The sequence below is a fragment of the Aestuariimicrobium sp. Y1814 genome (assembly GCF_050113895.1).
Lineage (GTDB): Bacteria > Actinomycetota > Actinomycetes > Propionibacteriales > Propionibacteriaceae > Aestuariimicrobium.
Genome location: NZ_JBNJRW010000003.1, coordinates 285211 through 303609 on the forward strand (window position 1 = coordinate 285211; position 18399 = coordinate 303609).

17 protein-coding genes are annotated in these 18399 nt (G+C 68.7%); 8 read left to right on the top strand and 9 right to left on the bottom strand.

The window, feature by feature from the left end:
* Window positions 1–98 precede the first annotated feature (98 nt).
* The 6 genes from ACQE3C_RS05520 to ACQE3C_RS05545 all read right to left on the bottom strand — a co-directional run bounded on the left by ACQE3C_RS05520 (window position 99) and on the right by ACQE3C_RS05545 (window position 7417).
* On the bottom strand, window positions 99–893 hold the full coding sequence (locus tag ACQE3C_RS05520) for an isoprenyl transferase (protein ID WP_434538173.1): 795 nt from the start codon (window positions 891–893) through the stop codon (window positions 99–101).
* 4 nt (window positions 894–897) lie between these two features.
* Complete coding sequence (locus ACQE3C_RS05525; protein WP_434538174.1) at window positions 898–1986, bottom strand: substrate-binding domain-containing protein; 1089 nt, start codon at window positions 1984–1986, stop codon at window positions 898–900.
* A 122-nt stretch (window positions 1987–2108) separates the two neighbouring features.
* Window positions 2109–3209 carry a substrate-binding domain-containing protein gene (locus ACQE3C_RS05530; protein WP_434538175.1) on the bottom strand — a complete coding sequence of 367 codons (1101 nt, stop codon included), beginning with the start codon at window positions 3207–3209 and terminating at the stop codon, window positions 2109–2111.
* Between the two features lie 46 nt (window positions 3210–3255).
* Window positions 3256–4500, bottom strand: a complete 1245-nt coding sequence (gene mmsB / locus ACQE3C_RS05535) for a multiple monosaccharide ABC transporter permease (protein WP_434538176.1) — start codon at window positions 4498–4500, stop codon at window positions 3256–3258.
* Window positions 4497–6095, bottom strand: a complete 1599-nt coding sequence (mmsA, locus tag ACQE3C_RS05540; RefSeq protein ID WP_434538177.1) for a multiple monosaccharide ABC transporter ATP-binding protein — start codon at window positions 6093–6095, stop codon at window positions 4497–4499. The genes mmsB and mmsA overlap by 4 nt, the downstream gene beginning before the upstream one ends.
* A 131-nt stretch (window positions 6096–6226) precedes the next feature.
* Complete coding sequence (locus tag ACQE3C_RS05545; protein ID WP_434538178.1) at window positions 6227–7417, bottom strand: ROK family transcriptional regulator; 1191 nt, start codon at window positions 7415–7417, stop codon at window positions 6227–6229.
* A 97-nt stretch (window positions 7418–7514) separates the two neighbouring features.
* On the opposite strand from ACQE3C_RS05545, the gene recO reads away from it, so the two are divergent.
* On the top strand, window positions 7515–8324 hold the full coding sequence (recO, locus tag ACQE3C_RS05550; RefSeq protein WP_434538179.1) for a DNA repair protein RecO: 810 nt from the start codon (window positions 7515–7517) through the stop codon (window positions 8322–8324).
* A gap of 16 nt (window positions 8325–8340) precedes the next feature.
* On the opposite strand, the gene ACQE3C_RS05555 is transcribed toward recO, so the two are convergent.
* Window positions 8341–8727, bottom strand: coding sequence for a Fur family transcriptional regulator (locus ACQE3C_RS05555; RefSeq protein WP_434538180.1), 387 nt, complete (start codon window positions 8725–8727; stop codon window positions 8341–8343).
* A gap of 32 nt (window positions 8728–8759) precedes the next feature.
* Here ACQE3C_RS05555 and ACQE3C_RS05560 point away from each other — a divergent pair, with 32 nt between their 5' ends.
* The 5 genes from ACQE3C_RS05560 (at window position 8760) to dusB (ending at window position 13595) form a co-directional block, all read left to right on the top strand.
* Window positions 8760–9272, top strand: coding sequence for a copper chaperone PCu(A)C (locus ACQE3C_RS05560; protein ID WP_434538181.1), 513 nt, complete (start codon window positions 8760–8762; stop codon window positions 9270–9272).
* 6 nt (window positions 9273–9278) lie between these two features.
* A complete protein-coding gene (locus ACQE3C_RS05565; RefSeq protein ID WP_434538182.1) occupies window positions 9279–10505 on the top strand; it encodes a Dyp-type peroxidase in 1227 nt (408 codons plus the stop codon).
* A 13-nt stretch (window positions 10506–10518) separates the two neighbouring features.
* Window positions 10519–10830 carry an antibiotic biosynthesis monooxygenase family protein gene (locus ACQE3C_RS05570; protein ID WP_434538183.1) on the top strand — a complete coding sequence of 104 codons (312 nt, stop codon included), beginning with the start codon at window positions 10519–10521 and terminating at the stop codon, window positions 10828–10830.
* A gap of 57 nt (window positions 10831–10887) precedes the next feature.
* Window positions 10888–12282 carry a glycine--tRNA ligase gene (locus tag ACQE3C_RS05575; protein WP_434538184.1) on the top strand — a complete coding sequence of 465 codons (1395 nt, stop codon included), beginning with the start codon at window positions 10888–10890 and terminating at the stop codon, window positions 12280–12282.
* Between the two features lie 164 nt (window positions 12283–12446).
* Window positions 12447–13595 (top strand): tRNA dihydrouridine synthase DusB, encoded by a 1149-nt coding sequence (dusB, locus tag ACQE3C_RS05580; protein ID WP_434538185.1) that lies wholly within the window; start codon window positions 12447–12449, stop codon window positions 13593–13595.
* Between the two features lie 35 nt (window positions 13596–13630).
* Here the strand turns inward: dusB and ACQE3C_RS05585 are convergent, their stop codons facing one another.
* The gene (locus ACQE3C_RS05585; RefSeq protein ID WP_434538186.1) at window positions 13631–14263 is read right to left on the bottom strand and encodes a hypothetical protein; all 633 of its coding nucleotides are present in this window, start codon (window positions 14261–14263) and stop codon (window positions 13631–13633) included.
* Between the two features lie 204 nt (window positions 14264–14467).
* Between ACQE3C_RS05585 and ACQE3C_RS05590 the strand changes: the two genes are divergently transcribed.
* Window positions 14468–15514: an HD domain-containing protein gene (locus tag ACQE3C_RS05590; RefSeq protein WP_434538241.1), complete on the top strand. Its 1047-nt coding sequence runs from the start codon at window positions 14468–14470 to the stop codon at window positions 15512–15514.
* 101 nt (window positions 15515–15615) lie between these two features.
* Here the strand turns inward: ACQE3C_RS05590 and ACQE3C_RS05595 are convergent, their stop codons facing one another.
* A complete protein-coding gene (locus ACQE3C_RS05595) occupies window positions 15616–16374 on the bottom strand; it encodes an ABC transporter permease (RefSeq protein ID WP_434538187.1) in 759 nt (252 codons plus the stop codon).
* Window positions 16375–16411: 37 nt separating this feature from the next.
* Between ACQE3C_RS05595 and dnaG the strand changes: the two genes are divergently transcribed.
* Window positions 16412–18286, top strand: coding sequence for a DNA primase (gene dnaG, locus ACQE3C_RS05600; protein WP_434538188.1), 1875 nt, complete (start codon window positions 16412–16414; stop codon window positions 18284–18286).
* Window positions 18287–18399 lie beyond the last annotated feature (113 nt).

An 18399-nucleotide genomic window follows, 5' to 3' on the forward strand; every position in this document is an offset into this window, starting at 1 on the left:
GCCTCGGATAATCGCGGTCCTTGCCTCAGTTCGACGTCTTGCGCCGCGTGCAAGTGAGGCAGGGACGCACAGGTGGGGCACACAGTGCGGAAAATGGCTCAGGCGCCGGGGGTGACCTCGTTGGGGACCGCACCGCCGAAGCGACGGTCGCGGTCGACGTACAACTGCACCGCCCGCCACAGGTCACGCCGGTCGAAGTCGGGCCACAGCGTGTCCAGGAAGACCATCTCGGCATAGGCCGACTGCCACAGCAGGAAGTTCGAGGTGCGCTGCTCACCCGAGGAGCGCAGGAACAGGTCGACGGCCGGCACGTCGGGGTTGTACAGGTGGCGCTCGAAGCTCTGCTCGGTGATCCGGCTCGGGTCGATCCTGCCCTCGGCCGCCAGTTGGGCGAGCTCGCGCGCCGCATCGACGATCTCGGCGCGCCCGCCGTAGTTCACGCAGAACTGCAGGGTGACCACAGTGTTGTCCTTGGTCTGCTCCTCGGCCTCCTCCAGCTCGCGGATGACGCTGCGCCACAGCCTCGGCCGGCGCCCGGCCCAGCGCACCCGCACGCCCATGGCCTCCATCTGGTCGCGGCGACGATGGATCACATCACGGTTGAAGCCCATCAGCCAGCGCACCTCGTCGGGGGAACGCTTCCAGTTCTCGGTCGAGAAGGCGTAGGCCGACACGTGCCGGATGCCCAGCTCGATCGCACCGGAGACCACGTCGAACAGCGCGTCCTCACCGCGGGCATGGCCGTCGGTGCGCTTGAGGCCGCGCGCCTTGGCCCACCGGCCGTTGCCGTCCATCACGATCGCGACATGCTGGGGCAGCTGCTCTGGCGGGATGCCTGGTGGGCGTGCGCCACTGGGGTGGGGCGGCGGGGGGACGGGGTTGGTCGTGCTCATCTGCTCAGGCCTTGGTCAGTGGGGCGAGTTCGGGGTTGTCGGCGAGCACCGCGGCGGCATTGTCCGCGCTCACCAGGACCGGTGGGACCAGCAGCGCGGGCTTGCGCTTGAGCCGGTTGCGACGCGACCCCTGCGGGTTCACCGTGACCGGGTCGCCGGCCTGCAGGGTGGTCACCGCGTCGGCGATGCGCCCGGCGAGGGTGGCCGGGTCGCGGTACATGGTGGTCAGCAGGGTCCCGGCCATCAGCTCGGTGATGCCCGCGGCGCTGGCCCCGGACGACATCAGCAGCGGGGCCGGCTGATCATGCTCGTCGGCCAGTTCGCGCACCATCGGGGCCAGGTCGTCAGTGGGGATGATGACCCCCTGCAGTTCGTGGCGCGGGTAGGTGACCGCATAGGTGGTGCCGAGCGCCTTGCGGGCCGCGGCCACGTCGCCGGGGTCCACCGCAGCGGTCTCGAAGGAGGTCCGGCCAGACTTCACGCTGAGGGTGCCCTGTTCAGTGAACGCCTTCAGTGCGAACAGGGCACCGTGGAAACGGGCCCGGGCGCCGAGGTCGGATTCGTCGCCGGCCAGCAGCTCCAGGTACTTCGTCCGGCCCTCCTCGATGCCCACGGCCCGGGCGAAGGCCGCGACCTCCTGCTCACCGGCGCTGAACTCGTCCCAGCCGATGAACAGGTCGATGCTGCCGAAGTCGTGGGGGATGACGCCGACCGCGACCACCAGCATGTCGGTCTTCGCAGCGGCGGACAGTGCGCTGCCGATGCGCTCGGCGTCGATCGCCTGCACCAGCAGGATCGCCACCCCGGCGTCGGCGGCCGCACGTACCCGGGCGTCCTGCTCGTCGTGGGTGGGGGTCTCGACCACCTCGGCGGCGGGCAGCGCGGCGGCCAGGGCTCCGGCCAGGCTGGTGGTGCCCGGCGGGCGCTCGGCGCCCGGGTCGAGCAGGGCGAGCACGCTGCCGTCGATGACCGGCAGGGACAGTTCGGCGCTGGTGACCTTGGTCTCCGAACAGCCGGCCAGTGACGTGGTCGCCAGCAGGGTCGCCAGCAGCAGCACGATCGTGCGGCGCAGCCGAGCGCCGAACCCTGCCATGGCACCTCCCGGGTGGTTGTCCGTCCGCCCCAGAGTATCGGTGCCGGACGAACAACTGCTGGCGGTGACCCCGGTGGGTCACCGCCAGCAGCGGTGTGGTGGGAAGGTTGTGGTGGGAAGGCTCAGCCCTTGGTCAGCGGGCCGAGGGTCTTGTCATCCTTGTAGATCTCCGCCGCGGTCTCCTTGGTGACGATCTTGGGCTCGAGGAGGTAGGCCGGGACGACCTTCACCTCGTTGTCGTAGGACTCGTCGTCGTTGATCTCGGGGGTCTTGCCCTCCTGCAGGTTGTTCACCATGGTGATGGAGTGCTCGACCAGGGCGGTGGTGTCCTTGTAGATGGTCGAGTACTGCTCGCCGGCCATGATCGACTTCACCGACTCCACCTCGGAGTCCTGGCCGGTGACCACCGGCAGGTCCTTGCCGGCGGCCTTGACCGAGGTCATGGCAGCGCGGGCCAGGGTGTCGTTGGGCGACAGGATGCCGTGCAGCTCGGTGTCACCGGAGTAGGTCGAGCTCATGATGGTGTCCATGCGCTTCTGGGCGTTCTCGGCCTTCCAGCCCTGGGTGGAGACCTGCTGGAAGGTGGTCTGGCCCGACTTCACGACCAGGGTGCCCTTGTCGATCTCGGGCTGCAGCACGCTCATGGCACCGTCGAAGAACACCTGGCTGTTGGCATCGTCGGGGGAGCCGGCGATCAGTTCGATGTTCCACGGGCCATCGCCGCCCTTGCGGGCCTTGAGGCCCTCGAGCAGTGCGGTGCCCTGCAGCTCGCCGACCTTGAAGTTGTCGAAGGCGACGTAGTAGTCGACGGCCGGGGTGTTCTTGACCAGGCGGTCGTAGGCGATGACGGTGGCACCGGCATCCTTGGCGGCCTGCAGCTGGGTGCCCAGCTGGGAACCGTCGATGGCGCCGACGATGATGACCTTGGCCCCCTTGGTGACCATGGCCTGGATCTGGTTCTGCTGCTCGGCGACACCGCCGTTGGCGAACTGGACGTCGGCCTCGTAGCCGGCATCCTTCAGGCCGTCGTTGAACAGCTGCTCGGCGAGCACCCAGTTCTCGGAGGTCTTCTGGGGCAGGGCGACGCCGATCAGGGCGCCCTTCTCGAAGCCGCCGCCGTCGCCGTTGGAGCCGGTGTCGCCTTCGCGTTCGGTACCGCAACCGGACAGCATCAGTGCGCCCGCTGCGGCCAGGGCGACGAGCGCCTTGGTGAACTTCTTCATGGTTCCTTCTTCCTGGTGAGGGCCGTCGTTGGCCGTCGTGGAGGTGTTACTGCGATTCGGCTGCGGCGGTCGCCGGGGGTTTCCTGCTGCCGAAATTCCGGGTGATCAAGCCGAGGATGGATGGCTTGCCCTGGGACTTGTTGTAGACGTCGAAGGCGACTGCGATCAGCAGCACCAGGCCCTTGATCATCTGGGTGGCGTCGGCGCCGATGCCCATCAGTTGCAGGCCGTTGTTGAGCACCGCCATCACCAGGCCACCGATCATCGACCCGGTGACGGTGCCCACGCCGCCGGAGACTGCGGCGCCACCGATGAAGACGGCGGCGATCGCGTCCAGCTCCCAGCCGACGCCGTCGAAGGGGCCGGACGCGGTGGAGCGGGCGACGAAGATCATGCCGGCCAGCGCGGCCAGGATGGACATGTTCATCATGACCAGGAAGTTGACCCGCTTGGTCTTCACGCCGGACAGTTCGGCGGCGTGCTTGTTGCCGCCGACCGCATACACGTGGCGACCGGTGATGGTGCGCTGGGACACGAAGCTGTAGACGATGACCAGGGCGACCAGGATCAGCCCCGAGATGGGGAAGGAGGTGCCGCGTCGTCCGCTGGCGAACTGCAGGGTGAGGTAGACCAGCACCGCCAGGATCAGGCCCAGTCGCACCAGGTCTGCCCACAGCGGGGCGACCTCGGCGCCGAGGCGGGCCTGGGTGGCGCGGCGTCGGAAGGTCATCCAGACGAGCACTGCGCAGGTGATCACGCCGAGCAGCAGGGTCAGGTTGTTGTAGCCGGTGTCGGGCCCGACCTCGGGCAGGTAGCCGGCGCCGATCTTCTGGAACGCGGCCGGTACCGGGATGGTGTTCGACTCACCGATCCACTGGTTCATGCCGCGGAACAGCATCATGCCGGCCAGGGTCACGATGAACGCCGGGATGCCGACATAGGCCACCCAGAAGCCCTGCCAGGCGCCGATCACCGCGCCCAGCAGCAGGCCCAGCACGATCGCCAGCCACCACGGCACGTTCCAGTCGCGCATCATCAGGGCCACCGCGATGCCCACCACCGCCGCGACCGAGCCCACTGACAGGTCGATGTGGCCGGCGATGATGACCAGCACCATGCCGATGGCCAGCACCAGGATGTAGGAGTTGCCGTTGAGCAGGTTCATCAGGTTCGTCGAGGTGAGCACGTAGCCACCGGTCTGCCACTGGAAGAACACGATCAGGGCCAGCAGGGCGAAGAGCATGCCGAACTGGCGGACATCGCCCTTGAAGATCTCCTTGAGGTATTTCATTCTTCGTTCCTGTCAACGGGTTGTTCGAGGAGTTCCTCGGGGTCGATGTTCTCCGAGGTCTTGGTGGTGCCGATGGTCATCAGGCGCATCAGTGATTCCTGGTCGGCCTCGCCGCGCGCCAGGCAGCCGGTAATGGCGCCCTCGGCGATGGTGTAGATCCGGTCGCACAGACCCAGCAGTTCGGGCAGCTCCGAGCTGATCACCACCACGCCCTTGCCCGAGCTGGCCAGCTGCTGGATGATGCCGTAGATCTCGAACTTGGCGCCGACGTCGATGCCGCGGGTGGGCTCGTCGAGGATCAGCAGGTCGGGCTGGGTGAACAGCCACTTCGACAGCACGACCTTCTGCTGGTTGCCGCCGGAAAGCTTGTTGATCAGGGCCTTCACGCTGGGCGTCTTGGTGCGCAGCTGGCGGCGATAGTCCTCGGCGGCGTTGAACTGGGCGTTCTCGTCGATCACCCCGAAGCGGTTGCTGATCCGGTCGAGCCCGGCAGCGACCGTGGTCTGTTCGATGGTGTCCAGGGCATTGAAGCCGAGCACCTTGCGGTCCTCGGTGACATAGGCCAGCCCGTTCTTGATGGCCGCCGAGACGTTCGAGACGTTGATGGGCTTGCCGTTCATCAGCACGGTGCCCGAGCGGAAGGCTCCGTAGCTGTGGCCGAACAGGGATCGGGCCAGCTCCGTGCGCCCGGCGCCCATCAGCCCGGCGAAACCCACGATCTCGCCTCGTCCGACGTGGAAGCTGGAGCCCTTGCAGACCAGCCGGTCCGGGTTCTGCGGGTGGGCCACAGTCCAGTCACGCACCTCGAAGAAGGTCTCACCGATGTTGGGGGTGTAGTCGGGGAACCGGGACGACAGCGGCCGCCCGACCATGCCGCGGATCACCCGGTCCTCGTCGATGTCGGCGGTGACCTCGAGGGTCTCGACGGTGCGGCCGTCGCGGATGATGGTGATGGTGTCGGCGATCTCGGTGATCTCGTTGAGCTTGTGGCTGATCATGATGCACGTGGTGCCGCGCGAGCGCAGCCCGCGCAGCAGGTCGAGCAGGTGGGCCGAGTCGGTCTCGTTCAGCGCGGCGGTCGGCTCGTCCAGGATCAGCAGCTTCACGTTCTTGCTGGCGGCCTTGGCGATCTCGACGAGTTGCTGCTTGCCGACACCGAGGTTCTTGATGGGGGTGGCCGGGTTCTCGGCCAGCCCGACCCGGGCGAGCAGTTCGGTGGCGCGGTGGGTGGCCAGGTTCCAGTCGATGGCCCCGCGCCGGGTCACCTCGTTGCCCAGGAAGATGTTCTCGGTGATCGACAGTTCGGGGACGAGCGCGAGTTCCTGATGGATGATCACGATGCCGGCCGCCTCGGACTGCCGGATGTCCTGGAACTCACCGACCCGGCCGTCGAACTCGATCTCACCCTCGTAGCTGCCGTGGGGGTAGACCCCGGAGAGCACCTTCATCAGGGTCGACTTGCCGGCCCCGTTCTCACCGCAGATGGCGTGGATCTCGCCGCGGCGCACGGTCAGGTTCACGTCATCGAGTGCCTTCACGCCCGGGAAGGTCTTGGTGATGTGGCGCATCGACAAGATGACATGTGGGTCGGTCATCAATCGCCTCCTGTGACTTCGTCGTCGGCTGGGGCGCAGCCTCGGGGTACACGTTAGGAAGCCGAAGCCTTGTCGTCAACACTTGAACACAAGGATCGTGTCGCCGTGTCGCAATCGTGACCTTGGGCAGGTCAGATCGGGACGGTGGCGCCGTGGGCCGCCAGTGCGGAGGCACCCAGGGCCTCGGCCCGCTCACCCAGCTGGGACATCGAGATGACCGTCCGCGGCCCGATGGCCGGGTGGGCGTGGCGCGAGACCGCGCGACTGATCGGGTCGAGCAGGGGAGCCCCGACCGGGGCCAGCGGTCCGGAGATCACCACCGCGTGCGGGTTGACCAGGGTGACCAGGCTGGCAAGGGCCAGGCCGATGGCCTGGCCGGCCTCGTCCAGCACCCGGATGGTGGCCGGGTCGCGGCGCCGGGTCAGGTCGACGATGTCAGCGACGGTGGGCACCTGGTGCAGGTGCCGGGCGCGCCGCACGTCGGACAGCACCTTGTCGACCGAGGCGACGGTCTGCAGGCAGCCGCGGTTGCCGCAGTGGCAGCGTTCACCCAGCGGGCTGATGTTGAGGTGGCCGAGTTCTCCCGAGCCGCCGAAGGCGCCCCGCAGGATCTTGCCGTTGACGATCAACCCGGCGCCGATGCCGGAGTCGACCTTGACGGCGGCCAGCACGCTGTTGAGCGAGTATGGGCCCCAGGTCACGTGGGCCAGCGCCTGCACGTTGGCGTCGTTCTCGAAGATGATCGGGAAGGGGAAGACCGCCTCGGCGATGCCGGCCAGGTCCTGGTCGTGCCAACTGGGGAAGCGGGGGTCGTCGATCAGGGGGCGTCGGTCCTGGTCGAGGATGATCGGCAGGCTGACGCCGGCGGCGACCACGTCAGGGAAGGCGAGCCCGTGGGCCGACAGCAGGGCGTCGACCTCGCGCCGGGCCGTCCGCAGGGTGCTGGTCGGGTCGTGCCCGTAGGGCAGGGGGGAGACCACCTCACCGACCAGGTCGTGGTCGATGTTGGTGGCCACGATGCGCATCCGGGTGGCGTCGATGTCGAGGCCGATGCTGATCCGGTCGTCGTTGAGTGAGATCTCGATCGCCCGGCGGCCGGAGTCGACCACCGCGCGGGTGCTGATCCGCTGCTCGGAATGCAGGTCCTTGACGATGTTCGAGATCGTGCCGGTGCTCAGCCCGGTCGCGCGGGCGAGTTTGGCCTGCGTGGTGGGCCCACCCTGGGCCAGCACCTCGATGACCCGCAGCGTGTTCTGGCGCCTGAGGGCAGGCTGCGACCCGGGGTTGCGGTGTCCTCGGGGGGACTGACTGGGCCGCGCCATGACAGCAATCCTGAACGGCGACCCTGTTGTAGTCAACAAGTGAACGCAAAAACCCACGATGCCGGGCTCGTCCGCGTGACGGTGGGAGACTGTGCCCATGCCCACCTACCGTGACGAGGGGATCGTCCTGCGCACCCACAAGCTGGGTGAGGCCGACCGCATCATCACGGTGTTCACCAGGGTCCACGGCAAGGTCCGGGCGGTGGCCCGGGGGGTGCGGCGGACCTCGTCCAAGTTCGGGGGTCGGCTCGAACCGTTCAGCCACGTCGACCTGCAGTTCGCCGAGGGCCGCAGCCTCGACATCATCACCCAGGCGGTGCAACTGCACGCGTGGGCCGCACCGCTGTCGGGCGACTACGAACTGTTCACCGCCGGCCAGGTGCTGCTGGAGACCGCCGACAAGCTGGTGCCGGTCGAGAAGGAGCCGGCATTGCAGCAGTACCTGCTGCTGGCCGGTGCCGTGCGCACCCTGGCCGGTGACCCGGACGGTGGGCGCACCCCGACCATGGTGCTGCACTCCTACCTGCTGCGGGCCCAGGCGATCGCCGGCTACGCGCCGGTGCTGGACTCCTGCGCCCGCTGCGAGGTCGCGCTGCCCGAGGCGAGCACCGGCGGGGACCTGCTGATGTGGTTCTCACCGATGGCCGGTGGGCTGGTCTGCCGACTGCACCGCCCACCCGGCGCCGGGCGGGTGTCGCTGCCCACCCGCGACCTGCTGGTGGCGCTGCTGACCGGTGACTGGCCGGCGGTCGCCGCCGCCGACGAGCGCACCCAGAAGGAGGCGGTCGGGCTGGTGGCGGCCTACACCCAGTGGCACCTCGACCACGGGCTGCGGACGATGGGCTACCTGGAACGCAGCTGGAGTGGCCCGGCCACCCCCGACGAATCGGGCGAGTCGGGGGACTGACAGCGGGGGGACTGAGTCAGCAGTCCTGGCACAGGCCGAACATCTCCAGTTCGTGGCCCGCGTCGCGGAAGCCGTGCTGGGCGGCGACCTGCGCGGCCCACGCCTCGACCGCGGTGGCCTCGATCTCGACGGCCTTGCCGCAGTTGCGGCAGATCAGGTGGTGGTGGTGACTGCCCGAGGAGCAGGCCCGGTAGGTCATCTCACCCTCGGGGGAACGCACAGCGTCGAGTTCCTCGGCATCGGCCATGGTCTGCAGGGTGCGGTAGACCGTGGCCAGGCCGACCTTGTCGCCGGCGGCGGCCAACTCGGAGTGCACCTGCTGGGCGGTGCGGAACTCGTCGCTGCCGGTGAACAGGGCGCGGATGGCCGATCGCTGGCGGGTCTGGCGTATGGGCGTGGTCATGGTGCCTCCATGGTAGGCGATAGGCTCCGGGCATGCTCCGACGTCGATTCCTGTCCACCGCTGCGCTGTCTGCGGCCGCCGTGGCACTGGCGGCGTGCGGCAGCGACGCCGCTCCCGCTGACGGTGACCAGCCCAAGGTGCTCATCGCCCAGCCCTGGGTGCGCACCACCGACGGGGCCACCGACACCAGCATGAGTGCGGCCTTCATGGACCTCACCAACCCCGGCGACCAGGACGTGACGCTGGTCAGCGCCAGTGCCGACTTCGCCACCATGGTCGAACTGCACCGGATGACCGAGGTCGAGGGGAAGAAGGTCATGGAGAAGGCCGAGGACGGGATCGTCATCGAGGCCGGGTCGCACCGCCACCTGGTCTCGGGCGGCTACCACATCATGTTGATGGGGCTGACCCGCGAACTGCCCATCGGTGACGAGGTCGAGCTGGTGCTCACCTTCGACAACGGCCAGGTCGAGACGATCACGGCCATGGTCAAGGAGTTCACCGAGGAAGAAGACCACTACCACACGCCGATGGCGACACCCTGACCGACCATGACTGAGCAGGGCTACCCCGGGCTCGGACGACGCGGCTTCTTCGGGCTGGCCGGCGCCGGTGCCGCGGGTGCGGTCGCGCTCGGGGCCGTGGCGGCCCGCGGCGGCAACCAGGGCCAGGCCTCGGCGAAGACCCCCGACGGCGGTGACCCGCGTGGGCGCAGCTACAGCCCCCACGAAACCCACCAGAGCGGCATCATCACCCCCGTCCCCGCTGCCACCACCCTGGTCGCGCTCGACCTGAACCCGGGCACCACCCCCGACGCGCTGCGACGACTGCTGACCATCCTCAGCCACGACATTGAGGCCCTGATGGCCGGTCGTCCCGTGCCCGGCGACCCGCTGCCCGACCTCGCCCAGGCCAATGTTTCGTTGACCGTCACCGTCGGGTTGGGTCCGGGTGTCTTCCGCATCCCGGGGCTGGCCGGCCTGGTGCCCGACGGGCTCGCCGAGGTGCCGCCCATGGCCCACGACCAGCTGCAGCCGCGCTGGAGCGGGGGAGACCTGCTGCTGATGGTCTCGGCCGACGACGCGACCACGGTCGCCTATGCCGTGCGCATCCTGACCCGCGACGCCCGCACCTTCACCACCGTGCGCTGGACCCAACCCGCCTCCTGGCGCGGCGTCGACGCCGAGGGCACCCCGATCACCGGCCGCAACCTGTTCGGCCAGGTCGACGGCACCGGCAACACGGTCGCCGGTGCTGCCGAGGTGATCTGGGCCGACGGGTCGCAGCCCTGGTTCGCCGGCGGCACCACCCTGGTGGTGCGGCGCATCGAGATGAACCTGACCACCTGGGACGAACTCGTCCGCGACCGCCAGCAGGCGGTGATGGGGCGCACCCTGGCCGACGGGGCACCGTTGAGCGGCGGGGTCGAGTCCGACGACCTCGACCTGTCGGCCACCACCGACGACGGCCAACCGGTGATCGCCCTGGACGCCCATGCCCGGCTCGCGCACCCCAGCCAGAACCGGGGCAGGACGATGTTTCGCCGCTCGATGAACTACACCCACCACGAGTACGCCGACGGGGTGGCGGTGACCAGCGCCGGCTTGGTCTTCCTGGCCTTCCAGCACTCCATCCCCGAGGTGTTCACCCCCGTCCAGCAGCGCCTCGACCAGGCCGACGCCCTCAACGAGTGGACGACCGCGATCGGTTCGGCGGTCTTCGCGGTCCCGGGCGGCTGGGAACCCGGGGGCATCGTGGCGCAGGGACTGTTCTCATGAGGGGGCTGTTCCCATGATCGTGCTCAACCGATTCCGGGTGCCCGCCGACCAGCGGGCCGGTTTCCTGGCCCAGGCCCAGGCCGCGGTCGAACTGCTGCGAACCAAACCGGGGGTGCAGTCGGTCGACCTCGTCCAGAACCTCGACGAACCCGACCTCTGGGCACTGGTCAGCCACTGGGACCAGGTCGGCTCGTACCGGCGGGCGTTGAACGGCTTCGAGTCGAAGACCGTGATCGTCCCGATGTTGAGCCTGGCCATCGACGAGGCTTCCGCCTACGACGACCCGGCCCACGTGGGCATCAACCTGCCACGCGGGCTAGGCTGAGCCATTGATGCGCACACCAGCCGGGTGTCGCGTACCAATGAGGACTTGGAGTTGATCGTGGCCGCTGTGAGCAAACTCGACAGTGTTGTCAGCCTGTGCAAGCGACGGGGATTCGTGTTCCCCTCCGGTGAGATCTACGGCGGGACCCGCGCCGCCTGGGACTACGGACCCCTGGGCGTGGAACTGAAGGAGAACATCAAGCGGCAGTGGTGGCGTTCGATGGTGACCAGCCGCGAGGACGTCGTCGGCCTGGACTCCTCAATCATCCTGCCGCGCCAGACCTGGGTGGCCTCGGGCCACGTCGGTGAGTTCACCGACCCGCTGACCGAGTGCACCAGCTGCCACAAGCGTTTCCGTGTCGACCACATGCAGGAGGCGCTGGCTGCCAAGAAGGGCGACGACGTCGACCCCGACTCGATCCCGCTGAGCGAGATCGCCTGCCCGAACTGTGGCAACCGTGGCCAGTGGACCGAGCCGCGCGAGTTCAACATGATGCTCAAGACCTACCTGGGTGTCATCGAGGACGAGTCGGGCCTGCACTACCTGCGTCCCGAGACCGCGCAGGGCATCTTCGTGAACTTCGCCAACGTGGTCCAGACCACCCGCAAGAAGCCACCGTTCGGCATCGCCCAGACCGGCAAGAGCTTCCGCAACGAAATCACGCCGGGCAACTTCATCTTCCGCACCCGCGAGTTCGAGCAGATGGAGATGGAGTTCTTCGTCGTGCCCGGCACCGATGAGGAATGGCACGAGTACTGGATCAACGAGCGCACCGACTGGTACGTGAACCTGGGCATCGCCCGGGAGAACCTGCGCCACTACGAGCACCCGCAGGAGAAGCTGTCGCACTACTCCAAGCGGACCGTCGACATCGAGTACCGCTTCGGCTTCGCCGGCTCGGAGTGGGGTGAGCTGGAAGGCATCGCCAACCGCACCGACTTCGACCTGAAGACCCACAGTGAGCACTCGGGCAACGACCTGTCGTACTACGACCAGCCCAACAACGAGCGGTTCGTTCCGTACGTCATCGAGCCGGCCGCCGGCCTGTCGCGTTCGCTGATGACCTTCCTGGTCGAGGCCTACACCGAGGACGAGGCCCCCAACACCAAGGGTGGGGTTGACAAGCGCACCGTGCTGCGCCTGGACCACCGCCTGGCGCCGGTCAAGGCCGCGGTGCTGCCGCTGTCGCGCAACGAGGACCTCTCACCCAAGGCCCGCGACCTGGCCGCGCAGCTGCGCCGCAACTGGAACGTCGACTTCGACGACTCCCAGGCGATCGGCAAGCGTTACCGCCGCCAGGACGAGATCGGCACCCCGTACTGCATCACCGTCGACTTCGACACCCTCGAGGACCAGGCGGTCACCATCCGCGAGCGTGACTCGATGCAGCAGGAGCGGGTCGGCCTCGACCAGGTGGAAGGCTGGCTCGCCCAGCGCCTGGTCGGCTGCTGAGTTTTCGCGAGTTGTTCGCGGGGGGGGTGACCCCTGCACCCCCACGGGGTCAAGATTCCGGGACGAACGGGGTGGGCGGGTACAGTTGAGCGCTGGCCCGCCCACCTGTTCGTCCCGGGGTGGGCCCGGGGAGCACCCCCCCGAGAGGACCCCTGAGAGGACTCATGTACGCCCCGCTGACCCTGAAGGCCCCCAGCAGCACCGAGCCGGTGGTCATCGACACGCCCGTGGTCCTGGCGCCGATGGCCGGGGTGACCAATGCTGCCTACCGGGAACTGTGCCTGGAGCAGGGCGCGGGGCTCTACGTCTGCGAAATGATCACCTCGCGGGCGCTGGTCTACAAGGACCACCGCACCCACGACATGCTCGCCTTCTCCGACAAGGAGAAGATCCGCTCGGTGCAGCTCTACGGGGTGGAGGCACGGATGGTGGCCGATGCCACCGAGATCCTGTGCGAGAAGTACGAGGTCGACCACGTTGACCTCAACTTCGGCTGCCCGGTGCCCAAGGTCACCCGCAAGGGTGGCGGTGGGGTGTTGCCGTGGAAGCGCGACCGGCTCGCCGAGATCCTGACCGCGGTCGTCGAGACCGCTGACCGCTACGGGGTGCCGGTCACGATGAAGACCCGCGTCGGTGTCGACGACGAGCACCACACCTACCTCGATGCCGGCCGCATCGCCCAGGACAGCGGCTGCGCTGCGGTGGCGCTGCACGCCCGCACGGTCGCCGAGGCCTACGCCGGCCACTCGACCTGGGACCACATTTCCCGGCTGGTCGACCACGTTGACATCCCGGTGCTCGGCAACGGCGACATCTGGGAGGCTTCCGACGCGACGGCCATGATGGCGCAGACCGGTGCTGCCGGGGTCGTGGTCGGCCGCGGCTGCCTGGGGCGTCCGTGGTTGTTCCGTGACCTGGCCGACGCCTTCGCCGGCAGGGAGACGCTGGCCCTGCCGACGCTGGGTGAGGTGGCCGCGATGGTCCGCCGCCACGGTGAGCTGCTGGCCGCGATCATGGGTGAGAAGCACGGCCTGACCGACCTGCGCAAGCACATGGCCTGGTACTTCAAGGGGTTCCCGGTCGGCGGTGACCTGCGCCAGTCACTGGCGATGATCTCCAGCTTCGAGGAACTCGACAGCCTGCTGGCCCAGCTCGACCACGACGCGCCGTTCCCGGTCACCGAACTCGGACGACCGCGTGGCCGCCAGGGCAGCCCGCGCGGCAAGGTGGCCATGCCGCAGGGCTGGCTCGAGGACACCAGCGGCCTCGACATCGACCTGTCGGAGGCCGAGCTGGAGACCAGCGGGGGCTGAGGGCCCCACTGAGGCCCCCCGGGGTCAGCCCGGGGTCAGCCCATTTCCGCGATGGGGCCGATCATCAGCATCATGAACACGATGAAGCTGATCACCGGTGCAGCGAAGGCGATGATGACACCCCAGATGCCGGCGGTCCTGGTCTGCTTGCCCATGGACATGAAGCCCGTGATCAGGGCGATGATGCCCATCACGGTCGGGATGCCCTGGGCCATGATCAGCAGGCCGGCCGTGGTCACGGCCTCTTCGGCGCCCGGGGGCAGCGAATCGGAGTTGATGTCGGTGGTGCCGGCGATCTGGAAGACCTCGATGTAGGCCTGCGCGTTGAAGTACGAGATCACCAGCGAGATCAGCAGCGCCAGCGAGGCGAGGATCAGGGAGATCTGCCCGGTGCCCTTCTCCTGCTGCTGGGGAACCATGGCGTAGGGGTGGGTGTAGCCGCCCGCGGCGTAGGGCTGGGGCTGCTGCGCATCCCAGGGCTGGGTCTGCTGCGCATCCCAGGGCAGCTGTTGCTGCTGCCCGTAGTCCTGCTGCTGCCCGTAGTCCTGGGAGGGGTAGGAACCCGGCGAGGAGTACGAGCCCGGCGAGGAGTAGGAGTCCTGCGAGGGGTAGGACTGCTGGCTGTAGTCCTGCTGCGGCTGGCCCCACTGGTCATTCTGATTGCTCATTGCTGCCTTTCGTCGGGGCCAAGTCTACGTGGGTGCGGTGCAGGCCCCCGCACCCCTGGTCGTCCGAGGCCCTAGGCTGGCGCGGTCGGACCACGCCAGACAGGAGCCCAGGTGTCAGCACAACAGCCGGCCGACGACCGGCCGATCCCCCCGCGGGCCAGGGCCTGGGCCCGTACCCACCGGGGTCATGGGGACGGTCGCCAGGTGCTAGCCCACGCCGACACGTTCGCGGCCTTCGCCGAACCCGGGCAACAGGCCTGGGGACGAGAACGTCGCGAGGAGGCCGAGGCGATGCTGCTTCGTCCGGGGGCGAGCCTGGCCGTGGGGGCCGGCAACCGGGCCGTCGAGGAGGAACCCGACCCACTGCGCACCTGCTTCGAACGCGACCACGACCGCATCGTTCACGCCACCGCCTTTCGGCGGTTGGCCGGCAAGACCCAGGTCGTCGTCCACCCCAGCGACCACCAACGCACCCGGCTCACCCACGCCCTCGAGGTGGCCCAGGTCGCGACCTCGATCGCCCGGGGGATCGGCGCCAACGATGTGCTGGCCGATGCCATGGCCCTGGGGCACGACTGCGGCCACGGCCCCGGCGGGCATGCCTCGGAGGACGCCTTCGACATCTACCTGCCCGAGGGCTATGACCACGGCCCCTGGGGCGCGGACGTGGTGCTGAGTGGCCTGAACCTGTGCGCCGAAACCCTGGACGGGATCCGCAACCACTCCTGGTCGCGGCCGGCCCCGATGACGCTCGAGGGCGAGATCTGCTCGTGGTCCGACCGGATCGCCTACTGCGCCCACGACCTGGAGGACGCGATCCACGCCGGCATCGTGACCGCCGACGAGGTGCCCGCCGAGATCGTCGAGGTGGTGGGGGTGGACCGGCGTTCGCAGTTGTCGGCCTTCATCCGGGCCGTGGTCGGCTGCACCGTCGAGACCGGCCGCGTCGGCATGGACCCCGACACCGCCGCCGCCCTGGCGGCGCTGCGCGCATTCAACTACGAGCGGATCTACACCCGTCCCGAATCGCTGGCCCAGTCGAAGGCGGTGGTGGCGGTGCTGCGGGCCCTGGTGGAGCACTACGCCGCCCACCCCGGCCTGATGCCGGCCGACTACCGGCTGGGGGAGGACCCGGTGCGCGAAGCGGTGACCTACGTCGGCGGGATGACCGACCGGTTCGCCTTCGAGCAGGCGGTCCGGCTGTTGGACTGGAAACCCACCGACCTGCCCCAGGGCTTCGTCCGCGATTGAAAACCAGCACCCCCAAACTCGTGTCTGCAGCCCGAACCTGAGTTTGCACGTCTGTACGACGTGCAGACTCAGCCCCGCGCTGCAGACGCGGATTTCGGGGGTCAGGGTCGTAGGCGCTGCTTCAGGTCCGGGGGCAGCAGCTTGGCCCGCAGGATGAGTTCGTGGGCGGTGGCCACCGTGAACACCTGGCCGGCCATGATGCCCACCAGCACCAGCAACTGGGCGGCCCCGGCCTGCAGCGGTGACCCGCCGCCCAGCAGGACGCCGATGAATGCCCCCGGCAGGGTCACCAGGCCGACGGTGCGGGTGGTGTCGATGTTGGGGATCACGGCCTCGGCCGCCTGCCTGCCGGTCACCATCCGCAGCGCGTCGTAGCGCACCAACCCGATCGCCAGGCCCGCCTCGTAGGTGCCGATGCCCTCGCGCAGCGCCGGGAACAGGCGTCGTCCGGTGAGGGTGTGGGCGCTCATCATGTTGCCGGTGATGATGCCCGCGATCGGGATGATCGAGACCCCCTCGAACGGCGCCACCCGGAACCCGAAGATGACCAGCAGCACCGGCACGATGCCCACGGCCATCGCCAGCGCAGCCCACGGCCAGGCCGCCCTCACCCCGGTGCGTTTGCAGGTGGTGTAGACCCCGATGCCGAACATCAATCCCACGAACAGCAGCGATGACCAGACCTGGGCGATGGCGGCCACGATGATCGCCGAGACCAGCGTCAACTGCAGCGCCGCCCGCACCGCGGCCACGACGATGCCCTTCTGCTGGCCGAGGCCGGCCCGCCACGAGACCAGCACCGCCAGCACCACCAGGGCCACCAGCGCGGCCAACAACTGCCAGCTCGGGTCAACACTCACCGGCCCATCATTGCGCACAGTGGCTACGATTCATCCCATGGCTGGGCGCATCAACGACGAGGACATCGCGCTGGTGCGGGAACGCACCCGCATCGACGAAGTGATCGGCCAGTACGTGATGCTGCGCAACGCCGGCGGCGGCTCCATGAAGGGCCTGTGCCCCTTCCACGACGAGAAGACCCCCAGCTTCCACGTGACCCCGGCCCGCGGCTTCTACCACTGCTTCGGCTGCGGTGAGGGCGGCGATGCCATCACCTTCCTGCAGAAGCACAACAACCTGACCTTCACCGAGGCGGTCCAGTACCTCGCTGACAAGTCCGGCGTCCAGCTGCGCATCATCGAGGACGGCAGCTCACGGCCCGGCCTGCCGCCCGGCATGCGCGTGCAGATCCTGGAGGCCAACGCGGCGGCCGCCGAGTACTACGCCACCCAACTGGTCAGCCCCGAGGCGCTGCCCGCCCGCCAGCTGCTCGACGGACGAGGCTTCGACAAGACCGCTGCCGAGCACTTCGGGGTCGGCTACGCCCCGCGCGGGGGCCGCGAACTGCGCCGCCACCTGCAGTCGAAGGGCTTCTCCGACCAGGTGCTGGTCAAGGCCGGCCTGGTGCGCGAGAACGGTCTCGACTTCTTCCAGGGCCGCCTGCTGTGGCCGATCCGCGACTCCGGGTCGTCCACCCTCGGCTTCGGGGGGCGGCGACTGTTCGAGGACGACCGTTTGCCCGCGAAGTACATCAACTCACCCGAGACCCCGGTCTACAAGAAGTCCCAGGTGCTCTACGGGCTCGACCTGGCCCGCCAGAACATCGGCAAGAAGGGCCAGGCGGTGGTGGTCGAGGGCTACACCGACGTGATGGCCGCCCACCTGTCGGGCGTCGACACCGCCATCGCCAGCTGCGGCACGGCCTTCGGCGACGACCACGCCCGCCTGCTACAGCGCCTGATGGGCAACCAGGGGGCCCTCAACGGTGAGGTCGTGTTCACCTTCGACGGTGACGCCGCGGGGCAGAAGGCCGCCCTGAAGGTCTTCGGTGGCGACCGCAACTTCATCGCCCAGACCTACGTGGCCGTCGAACCTCACGGCCTCGACCCCTGCGACCTGCGCCTCGAGCACGGTGAGGCCGCCGTGCGGGAACTGGTCGCCCGACGCGTGCCGCTGTACCGCTTCGTGATGAGCAACACCATCGCCGGGTTCGACCTCGACCGGGCAGACGGACGACTGGCTGCCGCGCGGGCCGCCGCCCCGCTGGTCAGCAGCATCCGCGACACCTCCCTGGTCAACGGCTACATCCGCGAACTGGCGGCCCTGATCGGGATGGACCTCGAAGAGGTGCGCCGCGAGGTCTCCCGCGCGGCCCGTCGTCCGGTGCAACCCGAACCGGTACGCCGCGAACCAGGCCCCGAACCGGCAGCGGACGAGGCGCCCGCGCTGGTCAGCAGCGTCGAGATCCCGCGGGCCGATGACCGTGGGTTCGAGGTGGAACGGGGCACCCTCAAGCTGATGCTGCAGCACCCCCTGTTGTTCGACGACGCCTGGAACACCGTGGGGCCCGGCCAGTTCACCCAGCCCGCCTACCGCATGATCGCCGCGGCCATCACCCGCGAGCCCTACAGCGGCCAGCGCTGGACCGACGAGCTGCTCGACCGCATCGACGACGAGCAGGTCCAGGCCCTGGTGGTCGAGCTGCTGGTCGAACCGTTGCCGGTCACCCCCGACGAGGCCTACGCCACCAGCTACGCGGCCCGGCTGCAGCTGATCGGGGTCACCCGTGACATCAGCAACCTCAAGTCGCGCCTGCAACGCACGAACCCGGTCGACCAGGAGGCCGAGCACAAGCGCATGTTCAGCGAGCTGCTGGCCCTGGAATCCAGCCGCAAACACCTGCAGCAGCTCAGCGCCGGCCTGGTCGGCTGAGGGCCCCGACCCCGGCGCCAGCCACACCACCGCGGCGCCCGTCAAGGGCTGTGGACGAGAAAGTGTTGTTTGTTCACGCGGCCGTCGTGTCGTCCACAGCCCCTTGGCGCCCG